This window comes from Streptomyces sp. NPDC043861 (assembly GCF_056435905.1).
Genome location: NZ_JBWKDP010000006.1, coordinates 350457 through 366838, shown reverse-complemented (window position 1 = coordinate 366838; position 16382 = coordinate 350457). Strand labels below are relative to the sequence as shown.

Below are 16382 nucleotides of genomic sequence, written 5' to 3'. Positions count from 1 at the left end.
AGCCGACCGCAGCCGAATGGCGGTCGACACGGCGGTCGTCGGTGAGAGCGGTCGTAGACTCCGGCGGATGACACATACGACTGCTGCCATAGCCGAGGACCTGGCGCCGAGCGGCTTGTTGCGGGCCTCGATCAACCTCGGTAATCCGGTACTTGCCCAGGGCGCACCGGACGCGCCGACCGGGGTCACGGTCGATATCGCGCGTGAGATCGGCGCGCGGCTCGGTGTGCCGGTGGAACTCATCTGTTTCGACGCGGCGCGGAAGTCGTTCGAGGCGATGGCAACGGGCCGGGCCGACCTCTGCTTCCTGGCGGTCGAGCCCGCTCGCGAGGCCGAGGTCGCCTTCACCGCACCGTACGTGGTGATCGAGGGTGTGTACGTGGTGCCCCAGGAAGCGGCTTTCACCACGGCCGCCGACGTCGACCGTGCGGGTGTGCGCATCGGCGTGAAGCGTGGGTCCGCCTACGACCTCTTCCTCTCGCGCACTCTTCTGCACGCGGGCGTCGTGCGCGGAGAGGAAGGAGCCGAAGTGTTCCGTGCCGAGGGCCTGGAGGTCGCGGCCGGAATCAGACAGCCGATGACCGAGTTCGTTGCGTCGCACCCCGACGTCCGCCTGATCGACGGTGCGTTCATGCAGATACGGCAGGCGGTGGGCACGACGAAGGCCCGGCGGCCCGAGACCGTCCGCTTCCTCGGGGACCTCGTCGAGGAGTTGAAGGCCCGAGGGTTCGTCGCCGACGCACTTCGGCGCGCGAATCAGTCCGAAGCCCTGGTCGCCCCGCCCCGGTAGGCGCGGCGTTCGGCGGCTGGTCCAGCGGCATGAGTGATCGACAGCCCCGGACCGGCTTCGGTCCGGGGGGCTGGACGGATGCCTCGACCCGGCGGAGCGGTAGCCCCTGAACGGGGGCGGGCGACGAGTGCGGGACGGGTGATGAGCCCTGATCGTGCGGAGCGGCGGAGCACTTCAACCGGATTTCGGCCAGATCAGGCGATCGCATGCGCATCGGGAGTTTCAGCGGCCGCTCGTCGGCGACCCGAGAGGGGACCGAAAAACGTCTGCGAATGGAGGAGGCGCTCCCCGTGGAGTACGAGAACTGGCGTCATGACGCGGCATGCCTCGACGAAGACCCCGACCTGTTCTTCCCCATCGGCAACACCGGTCCCGCCCTCCTGCAGGTGGCCGAGGCCAAGTCCGTCTGCCGCCGGTGCCCGGTGCGTGAGCAGTGCCTCGAGTGGGCCATGGAACATGGTCAGGACACCGGGGTGTGGGGTGGTCTCGGCGAGGACGAACGGCGGGCGCTCAAGCGCCGTACGGCCCGTCGTCGCTACCGGGAACGGAGCGCCGGTTAGCGGCTGTGGCACGGTGCGGCGAGGGCCCGGGGGGACAGACTGCCGAGCCGTCGTTCGGTGAGGGGTCACTCCTCGGTCCAGCCGCATACGTGCGCCTTCTGCACCGGCTCACTGGTGACCTGCCCGTCGAACCCTGTGACCAGCTCGTACTCGATGGACACGGTGATCTGCCCGTCGTAGAAGGCTGCCTCGCCGCTCATCAGGCTGTACTCGCCGCTGTAGCGGCCGTCGTCCGATGTGGCCTCGACGACCTGCGCGGAAACGTTGTAGCCGCGCCGCAGGTCGATGCTGTTGGTGCCGTCGGAGAACGACTTGGGGGACTGGTCGGAGGCAGGCAGCGTGTAGGACGCGCAGTTGCCGACCGGTTCGTCATCCGAGTCCGTGCCACTTCCGGTGTCGGCGCCGTCGCCGCCCTGATCGGTGTCCCCGGCCTCGCCCGCGGTGTCGTCCGTGCCGGCCTCGCCCGCATCGTCCGAGCCGCCCGAGCCGTCCGTTCCGGACGAGGGCCCGGAGGTGCCTCCGCCGGAGTCGTCGTTGTCGCTGCACCCCGCCGGGAGCATGCAGAGGGCGACGAGAGCGACCGCTGTGAGCCGGCGGGCCAGGGTGGGGCGCGTGTGCTTCATGGTTCCCCCATACATGGACGGAGCAGCGAACTCCGTTGTAGGGGTGGACCGGGCCGGGCCGTGTCAGCTTGCCGGGTTATGGGCCGGCAACCACCTCCCGGATTCGAACAGCGCACGCCGAACTCCGTAGGAGGCCTCACACCAGGTAACGCGCAGGTGTGCATGGGGAGTCGTAGCTCGTCCCGGCTCCGGGAATCGCCACAACGTTCGTCGGCTCGGGCCTCCTGGGGAGGGCTCCGTGGCCGTGCTCAGGGTTCGCGGTGGACCTTGGTGTTGGACGCCTGGGCGCGGGGGCGGACGACCATGAGATCGATGTTGACGTGGGACGGGCGGGAGACGGCCCAGGCGATCGTCTCGGCGACGTCCTCGGCGGTGAGGGGTTCCGCCACACCCGCGTAGACCTTGGCGGCCTTCTCGGTGTCGCCGCGGAAGCGGGTCGTGGCGAACTCCTCCGTCTTGACCATGCCGGGGGCGATCTCGATGACACGGACCGGGGTGCCGACGATCTCGAGCCGGAGTGTCTCGGCGAGTACGCGGGCGCCGTGCTTGGCGGCGACGTATCCTGCGCCGCCCTCGTAGGTGGCGTGGGCGGCGGTCGAGGAGAGGACGACGACCGTACCGTCGCCGCTGGCCGTGAGCGCCGGGAGCAAAGCCTGGGTCGTGTGGAGCGTACCGAGGACGTTGACCTCGAACATCTGGCGCCAGTCGGCGGGGTCGCCGGTCGCGACCGGGTCGGCTCCGAGTGCTCCGCCCGCGTTGTTGACCAGCACCTTGACCGGCCCCCGGCCGGAGCCGTCGAGCGAGGCGGCGAAGGCATCGACGGCGGCGCGGTCGGTGACGTCCAGTGCGTAGGCCGTGGCCTGGTGGCCGGCTTCGGCGAGTTCGGCGGCTATGGCCTCGATGCGGTCCTTGCGGCGGGCGGTGAGGACCACATGGAACCCCTCCGAGGCCAGGCCACGTGCCGTCGCGGCACCGATACCACTGCTCGCTCCGGTGACGACGGCGATGGGCGCGGCGGAGGTCATGGCGGCTCCTAGGACATAGATCGATACCAGCGGCCACTGGTCAGGATATGCCGTGGTCAGCGGCTCCGCGGCTGCGCACATGATCGCTGGTGGTCGTGGCGGCGGCAGGATGTCGACGGCGTTGCGACAGCGGTGCCCTGCCCCGATCACCTTCGAGCCGTGCGGGGCCGAGGCCCTGGCTGTGACCGTGCCTGTACTTGTGCCTGGACCGTGCACCCGGACGCCGGTCCCGGCAGCGGGGCACAGGGCCGGGCGCGGCTGTGGATCAGCCCTGCGCCCAGGCGATGTATCCGTCAGGGCGGACCAGCAGGGACGTGCCCTGCGCCGTCTGCCAGTGGGCCAGGAGGACGGGACCCGGTGCGGTGGGCGCGGCCGCCGCGGCCGACGGGTCTTGACGGGGTATGACCAGGACGAACTCGCCTTTGCGCAGCAGTTCGTAGAGACGGCCCTCGGAGAGATCCAGGTCGGGGGCGCGTCGGCCCGTCAGGCGGTGGGCACCGCGCTCCGCGCCGTAGGCGATGCCGATGCCGGAGATCATGCCCATCGCCTTCCCCGCCGCGGGGCGGACCGTGTTGAGGAATCGCGCAGCAAGAGAGCGGGCCAGACGCTGGAGCGGCGTGTGCGCCATGGCGAGACGGACGATCGCCCCACTGCTGCGGAGCACCATGGCACCGACGGGATGCCGCTCTGCCTGGTAGGTGTCGAGGAGGGCATCGGGGGCGGATGTCTCGCCGCGGAGCACGGCAGCGATCTTCCAGGACAGATTTGCCGCATCCTGCAGGCCGGTGTTCATGCCCTGGCCGCCCGCGGGGGAGTGGACGTGTGCCGCGTCTCCGGCGAGGAAGACCCTGCCCGCGCGGTACGAGGGGACCTGCCGCTCGTCGCTGTGGAAACGGGACATCCAGCGGGCATCGCGCATGCCGAAGTCGCTGCCGAGTGCCTGACGGGCGATGTCGCGCACCTCGTCCAGCTCGACGGGCTCGCTGTCCGGGACCTGCCGGGTGCGCTTCCAGCCCATCACCCGGTACCAGCCGTCGCCGAAGGGGGCGATGAACGCGAAAGCATCGCCGGTGCCGTTGACCGTGAGGAGGCGCCCGGGCTCTTCGGAGAGGCGGACGTCCGCGAGCACGATGGAACGGATCGCCGACACGCCTGGGAAGGGCAGGCCCAGAACCCTGCGCACCGAGCTGCGCACCCCGTCCGTGCCCACGAGATAGCGGGACCGCAGTGTCGATTCCCGCTCGTCCCCCTCCTTCAGCTCGGCGGTGACCGAGTCGTCGTCCTGGCGCAGTCCGCGCAGCTCCGTGCCGTACCGGAACTCCACCCCGGCGGAGAGCGCCCGGCGCTCGAGGAGGTGCTCCACCTCGTACTGCGGGGTTATCAGCAGATAGGGGAACCGCGAGCGGAGGCGGGACAGGTCGAGGGAGAGACGGCCGAAGAGACGGAGGCCGGTGACGGGCGTGCCCTTCTTCACCAGCTCGTCCGCGAGTCCGCGGGCGTCGAGCAGTTCGAGGGTGCGGGCATGGACGCCGAAGGCGCGCGTCATATTGCTGGTCTCATGCGGTCGGCGCTCGACGAGCGTGACCCTGAGGCCCGCGGTCGCAAGGTCTCCCGCCAGAAGCAGGCCGGTCGGGCCCGCGCCCACGACGATCACGTCCGGGTCCGGGGTGTCCGGCACAGAAGCGGCGGACGGGGCTGCGGTCCGGTTACCGGCCTTGCCGGTCTCGCCGGTCTTTCCGATCATGGTGGCCTCCTGCCAACGCTTGTGGGTCAACGCCTGTGGGTCAACGCTTGTAGGCAAACGTACGCCCGACTGCTCTGGCATGTCAACATACGTTGGCCTACAGTTGTTGGCGTGAATTCGGAAGCAGTAGCCAGTACGCCGCGTCGCTCCGACGCCACCCGTGCCGCGATCCTCGATGCAGCCCGCGAGCGCTTCGCCGCGGACGGATACGAGCGGGCCACGATCCGCGCCATCGCCCGGGACGCCGGCATCGATCCGTCGATGGTGATGCGCTACTACGGCAACAAGGAGGGCCTGTTCGCCGCAGCCTCCGAAATCGATCTGCGGCTGCCCGAACTGGGCGCGATGCCCGGCAAGCACGTCGGCGCGGTCCTCGTCTCCCATTTCCTCGACCGCTGGGAGCAGGACGAGGTGCTGACGGGACTGCTTCGTGTCGGCGTCACCAACGAGGCCGGCGCCGAGCGCATGCGGCAGGTGTTCAGGGCGCAGATGGCACCGATAGCAGCTGGGGTCTGCCCCGTCCCGGACGAAGCCCCGCGCCGGGCCGCGCTGGCCGCCTCCCAGATCCTGGGGATGGCGCTCGCCCGCTATGTGCTGCACATGCCGCCGGCGGTCGACATGACCAGGGAGGAGGTGATCGCCTGGCTGGCACCCACGATCCAGCGCTACCTGACCGCGGAGAACCCGTGAGCCCGCTCGTTCCAGGCCGGCGGTGCCGCAGGGTCCCCCACGGCCTTACGTGCCGTGGGCGGAGGTGACGGCGGAAGGGAGGTGCGGACGTGAGGCGGCAGGCAAGCGGGGCTCCGCGACCGGACCCCACCCGGAACCGGTCCGGACCAGGCGGCCGAACCGCGCATCGCGGGCCCGGTCACAGCACTAGGCGACCGCGCCGCCGAATTCGCGCAGTGCGTCCTCGACGATCGCCTCGAGCCGGGCATGGTGGGCGCCCCGCCAGTAGACGCGCTCGCATGCCGTGCACTGGGCGAACACGTCGTAGGAGCGCTGTGTGCCCTGCTCGAGGTGGTGCTCGACAGCCTGCTTGTCCGTGTCCGCCAGTGGGCCGTTGCACGCCGTGCAGCGGGTCCACGGAGCGAGAACGGGCGCGAACCGCTGAAGCACGTCACGGAGCTGGTCGTCGGGGCGGTCGCTGTAGATGTACGCCCCGGCCCACAGTTCGCGGCGTCGTAGCAGCCCGCGGTCCCGGGACAGCATCACGCGCTGTTCCCGGGCCGAGAGCGTGGCCAGCGCCGCGTCTCCGATGTCCTCGCTCTCGTACGCCGCGTCGACACCCAGCAGCCTCAGTCGTCTGGCGAGGGTGCCGAGATGCACGTCGAGGAGGAAACGCAGCGGGGCGCCCGGTACATGCTGGGGGCGGTCGATGCCGAGCACCTCGATGTGCTCGCCCTCGGCGGGGATGTGCGAGACCTGGACCGGGCTGCCGTTCACGAGCAGTCGCCCCGCTTCGGTGAGCGGAACGCCGAGCGACTCCACGACGTGACCGAGCGTCGATGCGCCGTCGGTGACGAGGAGTGTCCGCCTGTCGCGGCGCTCCGCCGCGACGAAGAGTCGCAGCTCGGGGGCGAAGCTGATGTGGATCTCCGGTCGGTTCACGCCGTCAGCATGCCATCGGGCGTACCGGGCCAGCCAGGGAATTCCCGTGCAGGGCGGCGGGATCGGATCGCCCATGTGCGGGAGCCGCATGGGTGCCCTTGTGCCGGCGGAGCGCTGCGACCGTCACACCCATGGCCGGGCCGTGCGCACGCATGTCAGGCAGGACCGCCGGACGACGGATCCGGGGTTCGCGGGACCGGGGAGTCGAAGGACCCTCGGTGACCCGGTACATCCGGTATCCCGGGCATGCTCGAGGTGTCCTGGGTGTCCTGGGTGTCCGGGGAATCCGGGTGGGCAGAGAGATCCAGCAGGTCGATGCGCCAGTTGTTGCCCCGCACAGGCCTGCCCGGCGGGTACTCGAACGTGCAATCGCCCAGCAGCGAAAAGCCCGCCTTGCGGCAGACGCCGTTCGACGCAGTGTTGTCAACGGAGGGGAAAGCGTGCAGATACCGGTGCCTGCCCGCTGCCCGGGCCTCCGCGACGACCGCCAGCGTCCCCGCAGTGGCGACGCCGCGCCCCTGGAAACCGGGCAGAATGCTCCAGCCCGTCTCGTACACCTGCTGACCCTCCCAGGTGGACTCCCAGAAACCCACCGAGCCGGCAGCCTCTCCGCTGTCGGCCAGCACCACCCGGTACATACACCCCGCGCCGGTGCGGACCGCGCTCAGCGCCACATAGCGCCGATGCCGGTCGGCAAGCTTGTCATCCGATTCCGGGCCGCCGAGGTGTTCCATCGACTCCGGTGCGTTCGCTGCCCGGAGCAGAGGAAAATCACGTTCCGACCATGGTTCGATCCGTACCGCCGCTGCTCTGCTCGCCATCCGGGCACCGTACGCCCCGGGTCTGACAACCGGGTGGGCCGGCCGCGTCCGACGGCCGGTTCCGACGGCAGGCCGGCCGCCGTCCGTCACCCGGGCGGATGCGCCGCATACGCCGTCGGGGGTACGCCGACCGTCGCCGTGAAGTCCCGCACCAGATGGGCCTGGTCGCTGTAGCCCAGCTCGGCCGCGAGGGCAGGCCAGTCGGGTTCGCGGCCGGAACCGGACCCGTCCGCCTCTGCGCGCTCCAGCGCCTCGTGGATGCGGTAGCGCAGGATGACCCACTTGGGCCCCACGCCGACGTACGCGGCGAAGAGCCGCTGCAGTGTGCGCGCCGACACCCCTTCGGCGTCGGCGAGTTGGGCGACACGGCGGATCGTCCGGTCCGTTCGGACCTGTTCGACCAGTGCCATGGCGCGCTCGGCCCCCGGGTCCGCCGCCGGGCCGAGCCCGAGCAGGAAAGAGTCGAGCGCCGCGACCTGTGCGTCCTCGTCCTCGGGCCCGACGACAGCCGCGGCTGCGGCCCTTGCGCTCGTCGGTCCGGCGGGCCCCGCCGCTCCCGAATCCGCCGCCCGCGCGAACCCCGTGAACACCTCGTCCACCGGCACTCGGCGGCCCGTCCACTCCGACACCGCCCGATCCGGTGCGAAGGGCCGGAAGCCGCCGGGCCGGAACTGCACTCCGCACACCCGCCCCCGCCCCGCCAGCTTCTTGGTGAAGAGCTCAAGGCCCACGCCCGCAACCTCGCCCCAGGGCTCCTCGTCCCCGTAGCGCTGGAACACGACATTCACCGACGGATGGGGCACCACGTGGGAGGCGTACGGCTCGGTCAGATCCCAGTCGATGAGCCAGTAGTGCTCCAGATACGGCCGCAGCGGCGGAGCGGGCTCCCGACGCCTGAACCGCACCCGCGCGAAGAGCTCCGGGGCGTCGACGATGCCCCGGGTGTCGCTTCGCGCTCCGCCGGAGAACTGTGCTCCGCCGCCCTCCGGCTGCTGTGGAGCGGACGGGTCCTCCGGTCCGCTGCTGCTCGCCATGGCCGGATCCTATGTCGCGTTTGTTCAAGACGCAGGGGTGCGGCGCTGCCAGCGTCATTCGCATGAAGACCATCAGTGAACTGCTCGAAGCCACAGCCGCACGTGCGGTGCCCGTCGTGCGGGGGGTGCGGGCGCAGGACATGGACGCGCCGACCCCGTGTCCCGAGTACGACGTGCGTGCCCTGATCAACCACCTCCTCCATGTGATCGTCAACTTCCAGGCGCTCGCCGCCAAGCAGGAAGCGGATTTCTCCACGACGCCCGACCGCGTCTCCCTCGGCAGAGGCAGTACTGCAGGCAACGCGGAGGGCACGGGCGCCACAGCGAGCGCACCCGGAACGGACGGCAGTGCCCACGACGACCCCGACGGCGTCCCCCGTCGCGGTTCCCGTGACGCCGCCCCCGGCGGCCCCCCTCACGACCCCCGCCACGACTCCGGTGATACCCCCGGTGCCGGGGACTGGCAGGGCCTCTTCGATGACGAGACACGGCGCCTCATCAAGGCCTGGGCCGATCCCCGTGCGGAAGAGGGCACCACGGGCACACTCGGCCTCCCGGCGAGAAACGTCGGGCACATGGTGCTGCTGGATCTGACCGTGCACATCTGGGACCTCGCCCGCGCCACCGGACAGCGGTACGAACCGGACGCGGAGGTCGTCGCCGAACTCGGTCACGTGGTCGAGGACATGGCCCCGATGGCCCGGAAGTGGGGGGCGTTCGGGGAGCAGGTCAGCGTGCCGGAGGAGGCGTCCCCGTTCGCGCGGGTACTGGCGACGACAGGGCGCGATCCGGGGTGGAGTCCGCGCTGAGCCGGCCGTCGTGGGGGCCGGGGCAGGACTCGTCGCGCGCGTGGGCGCAGGTGTCGTACAGCTTCGCAAGCCGTGCGTACGCCTCGTCCACGACCTCCTCGGCCACCACCAGCATCTCCCGTTCGGCGAGCCGGGCAGCGGCATGCGTGTACGGCGACGGCGGCGCCGGATGTCTGCGCCGCCACCAGCTCTCGCACACCGCGTAGATACCGCTCGCGCAGACCATCAGCGGGATGCACAGGGCCAGCACGACGTCACCCACGCCGGGACCTCCTTGGAGTCGGATCGACCTTGATGTCCTGATGCGATGCCGGCTCCCGGGCCCAGGACGGATCCGGGGACTCATCACATGTCCGGTGCACCCGACGACAGGTGCGACACGGTGCACTGTGGGCATCGGCCGGTGCGGCGGCCGGCTGGAGGCGGGTTCACCGTTCAAAAGGATGTCCGGACAGCCGGACATCCGGATCACCGCAGGAGCGCCACGCGATCCAACCCGAGGTCACCGTCCGCCCGGTGCCCGCGAGGCGGTCGTCATGGACAAGCGACTTTTCGTCGGAGAGGGTGGCAGGGGAAGACCCCAAGCCCGTCCGGGAGCCCGCGTTGTCGATGATCCGCAATCTCCGTCGCGCGGTGCGCCGCGCGTACCGTCGCACGGTCGACCTGAGTCACCCGGCCAGGTCCCCGCTCGGCAGCGCCGTCGTCAACTGCGTGGGGTACGCGGACGGGGTCCGGCAGGCGGGCAGTTGCCCGGCCGAGGAGGCACTGCGCCGCGTACGCAAGGAGAACAAGGCGGCACCCGGCAGCAACAGCTTCGTCTGGATAGGGCTGCACGAGCCGACGTACGAGGAGTTCACCTCGCTGGCCGAGCTGTTCGGACTGCACCCTTTGACCGTCGAGGACGCCGTCAACGCGCACAGCCGGCCCAAGGTCGTGCCGTACGACGACACGCTGCTCGCCGTCTTCAAGACCGTCGGTTACGCGGAGCACGACCAGCTGACCCCCACCAGCCAGGTCGTGGAGACGGGCGAGATCATGGTGATCACCGGCCGGGACTTCGTCATCACCATCCGGTACGGGCGGCACGGGTCGCTCGGCCCTCTGCGCGAGGCCCTGGAGACGATCCCGGAGCAGCTCGCCAAGGGGCCTTCGTCCGTGCTGCACGCCGTGGCGGACTTCGTCGTCGACGAGTACCTCGCCGTGGCCGACGCCGTGCAGGACGACATAGACGCGGTCGAACTGGCCGTCTTCTCGGAACAGGCGGGTCGTGGTGAAGCGGGCCGCGGCGAAGCCGGGCGGATCTACCAGCTGAAGCGGGAACTGCTCGAGTTCAAGCGGGCGATGGCTCCGCTGAACCGTCCCCTGGAGGCCCTGGCCACCCAGCCCGCCACTCTGATCGCCCCGGACATCAGGCCGTACTTCCGGGACGTGTCCGACCATCTCGCACGGGCGGGCGAGCAGATCAACGGGTACGACTCGCTCCTGGACTCGATCCTCCAGGCGCATCTGGCACAGATGACGGTCGCCCAGAACGAGGACATGCGCAAGATCACGGCCTGGGCGGCGATCGTGGCCGTACCGACGATGGTCTGCGGCATCTACGGCATGAACTTCGAGCACATGCCGGAGCTGCATTGGACCTACGGCTACCCGGCCGTCCTCGGCGTCATGGCCCTCGCCTGCTTCATGCTCCATCGCGGCTTCCGCCGCAACGGCTGGCTCTGACCCACCCCCTGGGCCGTACAGCCGCCACCGCCGCAGCCGGCCCCGGCGGGCACCGGCGCCACTTCGGCGGCCGATGCGCGGAGCACTTCGGCGGCCGGTGCGCGGAGCACTTCGGCGGCCGGTGCGCGGAGCCGGTCATCGACCCGATCGACAGCACGAAAAATGGCCCGGACATCGGCGGGTCCACAGGCCAGCGGGCCCAGACCCTCGGTGTGCCCGCACGGCACCGGCTCGTGCTCCCGGCACCGGCTTGTCCTCCCGTGGCCGCCCGGATCCCCGGATCCCCGGATCGCCGGATCCCCGGATCCCCGGTGGCTGTCCGGGGCGGGTCATCCGGGCGATGGCCGGCCCGCCGCACCGGATGCCGCGAGCTTCCCGGCACACAGCCCATAGCATCGAGGCTGCATCGCATCGACCACCGGAGTTGCCGCCATGACGTTGCCGCGTATCGGAGTTGTCATCGTGACGATGGGCACTCGGGCGCGGGAACTGGAGGCTCTGCTCGCCTCGGTCGAGAGGCAGGATGCGGCGGCGGCGCGAGTCGTACTGGTGGGCAACGCGACCCCGCTCACCGATGTGTCGGCCGACGTGACCAAGATCCCGCTCGAGGAGAACCTGGGCTGCCCGGGAGGCCGCAACGTCGGTCTGGAGGTCCTGTGCGAGTCGGGCGACGTCGACGTCGTCGTCGAGCTGGACGACGACGGGCTGCTGATAGCCGACGACGTGTTCCGCAAGGTCCGGCAACTGTTCGAGGCGGACCCCCGGCTCGGCATCGTGTCGTTCCGGGTCGCCGACGAGCACGGCCACACGGAGCGGCGCTGGGTGCCCCGGCTGCGCGCCGACGATCCCATGCGCCGCGGCCTGGTGACCGCCTTTCTCGGTGGCGGCCACGCCCTCTCCGTTCCGATGCTCGAACAGATCGGCACCTGGGCCGCCGAGTTTCGGTTCGGTCATGAGGAGACGGACCTCGCCTGGCGGGCGCTCGACGCCGACTGGAAGATCCTTTACGAGCCCGGACTCGTTCTCCAGCACCCGAGGACTTCGCCTGCGCGCCATGCCGTGTACTACCGCTTCACCGCGCGCAATCGGGTCTGGCTCGCAAGGCGCCGGCTTCCGGTCCCCCTGATCCCGGTCTATCTGGGTGTGTGGGTTCTGATCACTCTGGTGCGCATCCGTTCGCTTTCCGGCCTGAGGGCGTGGTGCGCCGGGTTTCTCGATGGCGTGCGTACTCCGTGCGGCTCCCGGGCGCCGATGACGTGGCGCACGGTGTGGCGTATGACCCGACTGGGTCGGCCCCCGGTGATCTGAGGCTGTTGCTGCGGCGGCATCCGCCCACCGCCCCGGTGCATTCCACCGGGGCTTGACGTCGGCACCGCGGGTCCGGCGACCTCAGCGGTGCCGGGCACCGGTCACCCGGGTGCGGACCCGGCTCTCAGGGCCCGCACCACGGAAGTCCGGCCCGCTGCCCGCGCGCCACCTGAGTCCTGCCCGTGGCTCGGAGTCGCAGCGGTGGCGCCCCTCAGGGCGGCCCGGCCCCACCGGACAGTGCGGCGCCCCTCAGGGCCACACCAGGCAGTACGGCTGATGTCCCGCTTCGTGCAGCCGGACCGAGAAGTCCTGCCACTCGTGCAGCAGCTGGTACACATTGAACGCGTCCCTCGGACCCCCGCGATCCGGGACGGTCGACCATATGAACGCCGCAGCGCCCACCGACTCCTCGCCGATGCCGCGCAGCGGGTCGACGACGGTCATGGGGAGCTTCACCACGGCGTAGTCCGGGTGCAGCACCACCAGCTCCAGCGGCGGCACCTTGTGCAGGGGCATGCCCTGGATGCCGGTGAGGACCATCGCGGCTATCGTCTCGGGCTTGATCTTGGTGAACATTCCGCCCATGCCGAGCTCATCGCCTCCCAGCTCCTCGGGACGCATCGAAATGGGCACGCGAGCAGCCGTGGCGCCGTCGGGGGCACCGAAATATTTGTATGTCACCCCCATACCTCGGCCACCCCTGCTTTCCACGGGATCGTGCGCTCCGTGTCGCCGGTGCCTCCCCCGCCGGGCAGGCTCGGGGCCCAGGTCGTCAGTCCCCTCGCCCAGTCCGCCACCGCGATGCATATCTCCACCCGACTGCTTTTAGGACGCACAGCGCCGGCCGCGCAACCCGATCATCGTGACAGTGACCTCCCCCGCGGACGTGTGGTGAAACACCTGTCCGCAAGAACGTCCGGGTCCTCTGACACCATGGATTCCGTGAGCTTTCCCTATGACGCCCCAGTTTCGCAGACGCTTTTCGACCGCGCGTCCCTCGTGACGCCCGGCGGCGTGAACTCCCCCGTCCGTGCCTTCCGTGCCGTGGGCGGTACGCCCCGGTTCATGGTGTCCGGCACCGGTCCCTACCTGACCGATGCGGACGGCCGTGAGTATGTCGACCTCGTGTGTTCCTGGGGTCCGATGATCCTCGGCCACGCCCACCCCGACGTTGTCGCCGCAGTTCAGGCGGCTGTCGCCCGTGGTACCTCGTTCGGTACGCCGGGCGAGGGGGAGGTCGCGCTCGCCGAGGAGATCGTGGCGCGCGTCGCCCCGGTCGAGCAGGTGAGGCTCGTCTCGTCCGGTACGGAAGCGACGATGTCGGCGATCCGGCTCGCCCGTGGGTTCACCGGCCGTGCCAAGGTGATCAAGTTCGCCGGGTGCTACCACGGGCACGTGGACGCGCTGCTGGCCGCCGCCGGTTCGGGTGTCGCGACATTCGGGCTCCCGGACACACCGGGTGTCACAGGGGCGCAGGCGGGCGACACGATCGTGCTGCCGTACAACGATCTGGAATCGGTTCACGCCGCCTTCCACGCATACCCGGGCGAGATCGCCTGTGTGATCACCGAGGCGTCGCCGGGCAACATGGGCGTGGTGCCGCCGCTGCCCGGATTCAACCAGGGGCTCAAGGACGCGTGCGCCAAGAACGGTGCGCTGTACATCTCCGATGAGGTCATGACCGGTTTCCGGACCTCGAGGGCCGGCTGGTTCGGCATCGACGGCGTCACCCCTGATCTGATGACCTTCGGCAAGGTCATGGGTGGTGGCTTCCCGGCTGCGGCCTTCGGTGGTCGGGCCGATGTCATGGAGCACCTGGCTCCGGCCGGGCCTGTCTACCAGGCGGGCACCCTCTCCGGGAACCCGGTTGCCACCGCCGCCGGTCTCGCTCAGCTGCGGCTGCTCGACGACGCCGCGTACGAGAAGGTGGACGCGGTCTCCGAGCAGATCAGGACCCTGGTCGCGGAGGCGCTGGCCAAGGAGGGCGTGGCCCACCGGCTGCAGACCGCGAGCAATATGTTCTCGGTCTTCTTCACCGCGCGTGAGGTCCGCGACTACGACGACGCGAAGAAGCAGGAAGCCTTCCGCTTCAACGCGTTCTTCCATTCGATGCTGTCTCAGGGCGTCTACCTCCCACCGTCCGCATTCGAGTCCTGGTTCGTCTCGACCGCCCACGACGACGCGGCGATCGAGCGGATCGCCGCGGCGCTGCCGGCCGCCGCCCGTGCCGCCGCGGAGGCGTCCGCATGACCGGCACGGACTTCAATACGGAAACGACCGTGGTTCATCTCATGCGCCACGGCGAAGTCCACAATCCGGACGGCGTGCTGTACGGCCGCAGGCCCGGCTATCACCTGTCCGACCTCGGACGGAGGATGGCGGACCGGGTGGCCGACCACCTCGGGGGCCGTGACATCACTCATGTGGTGGCGTCCCCGCTGGAGCGGGCGCAGGAGACGGCGACGCCGATCGCCAAGGCCCACGGTCTGACCCTGGACACCGATGAGCGGCTGATCGAGGCGGCGAACGTGTTCGAGGGCAAGACCTTCGGCGTCGGTGACGGGGCCCTGCGCAAGCCGGGCAACTGGAAGCACCTCACCAATCCGTTCCGGCCGTCCTGGGGCGAGCCGTACGTCGATCAGGTCGTGCGGATGATGGCCGCGCTGGGATCAGCCCGGGACGCCGCCCGCGGGCATGAGGCGGTCCTCGTCAGCCATCAGCTGCCGATCTGGATCGTGCGCAGCTATGTGGAGCGGCGCCGGCTCTGGCACGATCCACGCCGCCGCCAGTGCACACTCGCCTCGCTGACGAGTTTCACCTACCAGGGCGACGAGCTCGTCTCGGTGGGGTATTCGGAGCCCGCCCGCGATCTTGTCCCGGCCCATCTCCTGGCCGGAGCCAAGCCGGTCAAGGGGAAGTCGAAGGCCTTTGGCGCATAGCGATCTGGCTGTGTTCCACGTTCCGTGCTAATTCCCGGGAACCCCCGCGTTCGTCAGGTCATCTAACCCTTTGGTGATACGGCAGGACGCGAACGGCGGGGAGGGTATCGGTATGCGTGACATCAGCCGAAGGGGTCTGCTCGGAGCGGGACTTGGTGCCGCAGCGGCGATGGGAATCGCCGGCTGCGGCCCCGGCTCCGACAACTCCGGGTCGGGACGGTCCGGTGGCGGCGGAGGCGGAGGCAAGGCGCCGGGCCCGGCTCCCAAGCCGGTCCGGCTCATAGGTGACGGTTCGACCGCCGACACCGGAAAGCAGCCGCGCCAGCCCGACAGGCCCGTGCCGCTGCAGCCGGGCGAGACCCCGCCGCAGTTCGTGGTCTTCTCCTGGGACGGGGCGGGTGAGGTCGGCAACGGTCTCTTCCCGCGCTTCCTGGAACTCGCCAAGGACCATGACGCGGCGATGACCTTCTTCCTCTCCGGGGTCTATCTGCTGCCCGAGTCGAAGAAGACGCTCTATCGGCCGCCGGGCAACCGGATCGGTGCATCCGATATCGGATACCTCACCGACGACCACATCAAGGAAACCCTGAAGTACGTCCGCCAGGCCTGGCTCGACGGCCATGAGATCGGCACCCACTTCAACGGACATTTCTGCGCGGGGTCGGGATCGGTCGGTAACTGGACGTCCGCCCAGTGGCAGAGCGAGATCGACCAGGCTGTGTCCTTCGTCACCGAATGGAAGACGAACAGCGGCTGGAAGGACATCGATCCGCTGCCCTTCGACTACCGCAAGGAACTCGTCGGCGCGCGCACCCCCTGTCTGCTCGGCCAGGACAATCTCCTGCCGACGGCGAAGAAGCTCGGCTGGCGCTACGACGCGAGCTCGCCCGGCGGTCGCCAGAAGTGGCCGGAGAAGCGCGGCGGGCTCTGGGACCTGCCGCTGCAGGCGGTGCCGTTCCCGGGGCACTCCTTCGAGGTGCTCTCGATGGACTACAACATCCTCGCCAACCAGTCGAAGAATTCGACCAAGGGCATGCCGTCGCGCTATCCGGCCTGGCGCAAGCAGGCGACGGAGGCGTATCTCAACGGGTTCAACCGCGCGTACGAGTCGAATCGTGCGCCGTTCTTCGTCGGCAACCACTTCGAGCAGTGGAACGGCGGCATCTACATGGACGCCGTCGAGGCGGCAATCAAGGGCATGGCCGGCAAGAAGGACGTGCGTCTGGTGTCGTTCCGCCAGTTCTGCGACTGGCTGGACGTCCAGGACCCGAAGATCCTCGAGAAGCTCCGCACGCTCGAAGTCGGCCAGTCCCCGGCGGGCGGCTGGAACACCTTCCTCAAGAAATCCGCCGCATAGGTCACCGCCAGCTGCCCTTTAGGCGCCTTTGACAAG

Annotated in this window: 16 protein-coding genes and 1 pseudogene; 9 read left to right on the top strand and 8 right to left on the bottom strand. The window is 69.8% G+C overall.

Features of this window, described 5'->3' with window-relative positions; all coding sequences use genetic code 11:
- Positions 1 to 67: 67 nt before the first annotated feature.
- Together AC068D_RS17510 and AC068D_RS17505 are read left to right on the top strand one after the other, a co-directional pair.
- Positions 68 to 790: a transporter substrate-binding domain-containing protein gene (locus tag AC068D_RS17510; RefSeq protein WP_478823886.1), complete on the top strand. Its 723-nt coding sequence runs from the start codon at positions 68 to 70 to the stop codon at positions 788 to 790.
- 272 nt (positions 791 to 1062) lie between these two features.
- Positions 1063 to 1350: a WhiB family transcriptional regulator gene (locus AC068D_RS17505; RefSeq protein WP_478823885.1), complete on the top strand. Its 288-nt coding sequence runs from the start codon at positions 1063 to 1065 to the stop codon at positions 1348 to 1350.
- A gap of 65 nt (positions 1351 to 1415) precedes the next feature.
- Here AC068D_RS17505 and AC068D_RS17500 read toward each other — a convergent pair whose 3' ends face one another.
- The 3 genes from AC068D_RS17500 to AC068D_RS17490 all read right to left on the bottom strand — a co-directional run bounded on the left by AC068D_RS17500 (position 1416) and on the right by AC068D_RS17490 (position 4742).
- On the bottom strand, positions 1416 to 1973 hold the full coding sequence (locus AC068D_RS17500; protein WP_478823884.1) for a hypothetical protein: 558 nt from the start codon (positions 1971 to 1973) through the stop codon (positions 1416 to 1418).
- Between the two features lie 248 nt (positions 1974 to 2221).
- On the bottom strand, positions 2222 to 2998 hold the full coding sequence (locus AC068D_RS17495; RefSeq protein ID WP_478823883.1) for an SDR family NAD(P)-dependent oxidoreductase: 777 nt from the start codon (positions 2996 to 2998) through the stop codon (positions 2222 to 2224).
- 265 nt (positions 2999 to 3263) lie between these two features.
- Positions 3264 to 4742: an FAD-dependent oxidoreductase gene (locus tag AC068D_RS17490; protein WP_478823882.1), complete on the bottom strand. Its 1479-nt coding sequence runs from the start codon at positions 4740 to 4742 to the stop codon at positions 3264 to 3266.
- A gap of 111 nt (positions 4743 to 4853) precedes the next feature.
- On the opposite strand from AC068D_RS17490, the gene AC068D_RS17485 reads away from it, so the two are divergent.
- The gene (locus AC068D_RS17485) at positions 4854 to 5432 is read left to right on the top strand and encodes a TetR/AcrR family transcriptional regulator (protein ID WP_478823881.1); all 579 of its coding nucleotides are present in this window, start codon (positions 4854 to 4856) and stop codon (positions 5430 to 5432) included.
- Positions 5433 to 5618: 186 nt separating this feature from the next.
- Here AC068D_RS17485 and AC068D_RS17480 read toward each other — a convergent pair whose 3' ends face one another.
- The 3 genes and pseudogenes from AC068D_RS17480 to AC068D_RS17470 form a co-directional block, all read right to left on the bottom strand.
- Positions 5619 to 6353 carry a Mut7-C RNAse domain-containing protein gene (locus tag AC068D_RS17480; protein ID WP_478823880.1) on the bottom strand — a complete coding sequence of 245 codons (735 nt, stop codon included), beginning with the start codon at positions 6351 to 6353 and terminating at the stop codon, positions 5619 to 5621.
- A 308-nt stretch (positions 6354 to 6661) separates the two neighbouring features.
- A pseudogene (locus AC068D_RS17475) lies at positions 6662 to 7174 on the bottom strand (GNAT family N-acetyltransferase); the annotation flags it as partial.
- 86 nt (positions 7175 to 7260) lie between these two features.
- Entirely contained in the window at positions 7261 to 8208 is a 948-nt protein-coding gene (locus AC068D_RS17470) for a DUF6597 domain-containing transcriptional factor (protein WP_478823879.1), read from the bottom strand.
- A gap of 62 nt (positions 8209 to 8270) precedes the next feature.
- Here AC068D_RS17470 and AC068D_RS17465 point away from each other — a divergent pair, with 62 nt between their 5' ends.
- On the top strand, positions 8271 to 9017 hold the full coding sequence (locus AC068D_RS17465; RefSeq protein ID WP_478823878.1) for a TIGR03086 family metal-binding protein: 747 nt from the start codon (positions 8271 to 8273) through the stop codon (positions 9015 to 9017).
- On the opposite strand, the gene AC068D_RS17460 is transcribed toward AC068D_RS17465, so the two are convergent.
- On the bottom strand, positions 8938 to 9279 hold the full coding sequence (locus AC068D_RS17460; RefSeq protein ID WP_478823877.1) for a hypothetical protein: 342 nt from the start codon (positions 9277 to 9279) through the stop codon (positions 8938 to 8940). The two genes, AC068D_RS17465 and AC068D_RS17460, sit on opposite strands and share 80 nt — an antisense overlap.
- Positions 9280 to 9626: 347 nt before the next feature.
- Between AC068D_RS17460 and AC068D_RS17455 the strand changes: the two genes are divergently transcribed.
- The gene (locus AC068D_RS17455; RefSeq protein WP_478823876.1) at positions 9627 to 10742 is read left to right on the top strand and encodes a magnesium and cobalt transport protein CorA; all 1116 of its coding nucleotides are present in this window, start codon (positions 9627 to 9629) and stop codon (positions 10740 to 10742) included.
- Between the two features lie 432 nt (positions 10743 to 11174).
- A complete protein-coding gene (locus AC068D_RS17450) occupies positions 11175 to 12050 on the top strand; it encodes a glycosyltransferase family 2 protein (protein WP_478823875.1) in 876 nt (291 codons plus the stop codon).
- A 249-nt stretch (positions 12051 to 12299) separates the two neighbouring features.
- Here the strand turns inward: AC068D_RS17450 and AC068D_RS17445 are convergent, their stop codons facing one another.
- Positions 12300 to 12857 (bottom strand): hypothetical protein, encoded by a 558-nt coding sequence (locus tag AC068D_RS17445; protein ID WP_478823874.1) that lies wholly within the window; start codon positions 12855 to 12857, stop codon positions 12300 to 12302.
- A 126-nt stretch (positions 12858 to 12983) separates the two neighbouring features.
- On the opposite strand from AC068D_RS17445, the gene hemL reads away from it, so the two are divergent.
- The 3 genes from hemL to AC068D_RS17430 all read left to right on the top strand — a co-directional run bounded on the left by hemL (position 12984) and on the right by AC068D_RS17430 (position 16346).
- Positions 12984 to 14300 (top strand): glutamate-1-semialdehyde 2,1-aminomutase, encoded by a 1317-nt coding sequence (gene hemL, locus AC068D_RS17440; RefSeq protein WP_478823873.1) that lies wholly within the window; start codon positions 12984 to 12986, stop codon positions 14298 to 14300.
- Positions 14297 to 14989 carry a histidine phosphatase family protein gene (locus AC068D_RS17435; RefSeq protein ID WP_478823872.1) on the top strand — a complete coding sequence of 231 codons (693 nt, stop codon included), beginning with the start codon at positions 14297 to 14299 and terminating at the stop codon, positions 14987 to 14989. The genes hemL and AC068D_RS17435 overlap by 4 nt, the downstream gene beginning before the upstream one ends.
- 112 nt (positions 14990 to 15101) lie before the next feature.
- On the top strand, positions 15102 to 16346 hold the full coding sequence (locus tag AC068D_RS17430; RefSeq protein WP_478823871.1) for a polysaccharide deacetylase family protein: 1245 nt from the start codon (positions 15102 to 15104) through the stop codon (positions 16344 to 16346).
- Positions 16347 to 16382 lie beyond the last annotated feature (36 nt).

Coding starts and splice junctions, on each gene's coding strand:
- AC068D_RS17505 (WP_478823885.1), top strand. CDS start 1,063: ATGGAGGAGGCGCTCCCCGTGGAGTACGAGAACTGGCGTCATGACGCG.
- AC068D_RS17435 (WP_478823872.1), top strand. CDS start 14,297: ATGACCGGCACGGACTTCAATACGGAAACGACCGTGGTTCATCTCATG.
- hemL (WP_478823873.1), top strand. CDS start 12,984: ATGGATTCCGTGAGCTTTCCCTATGACGCCCCAGTTTCGCAGACGCTT.
- AC068D_RS17500 (WP_478823884.1), bottom strand. CDS start 1,973: ATGAAGCACACGCGCCCCACCCTGGCCCGCCGGCTCACAGCGGTCGCT.
- AC068D_RS17450 (WP_478823875.1), top strand. CDS start 11,175: ATGACGTTGCCGCGTATCGGAGTTGTCATCGTGACGATGGGCACTCGG.
- AC068D_RS17445 (WP_478823874.1), bottom strand. CDS start 12,857: ATGCATCGCGGTGGCGGACTGGGCGAGGGGACTGACGACCTGGGCCCC.
- AC068D_RS17510 (WP_478823886.1), top strand. CDS start 68: ATGACACATACGACTGCTGCCATAGCCGAGGACCTGGCGCCGAGCGGC.
- AC068D_RS17470 (WP_478823879.1), bottom strand. CDS start 8,208: ATGGCGAGCAGCAGCGGACCGGAGGACCCGTCCGCTCCACAGCAGCCG.
- AC068D_RS17495 (WP_478823883.1), bottom strand. CDS start 2,998: ATGACCTCCGCCGCGCCCATCGCCGTCGTCACCGGAGCGAGCAGTGGT.
- AC068D_RS17430 (WP_478823871.1), top strand. CDS start 15,102: ATGCGTGACATCAGCCGAAGGGGTCTGCTCGGAGCGGGACTTGGTGCC.
- AC068D_RS17455 (WP_478823876.1), top strand. CDS start 9,627: ATGATCCGCAATCTCCGTCGCGCGGTGCGCCGCGCGTACCGTCGCACG.
- AC068D_RS17465 (WP_478823878.1), top strand. CDS start 8,271: ATGAAGACCATCAGTGAACTGCTCGAAGCCACAGCCGCACGTGCGGTG.
- AC068D_RS17490 (WP_478823882.1), bottom strand. CDS start 4,742: ATGATCGGAAAGACCGGCGAGACCGGCAAGGCCGGTAACCGGACCGCA.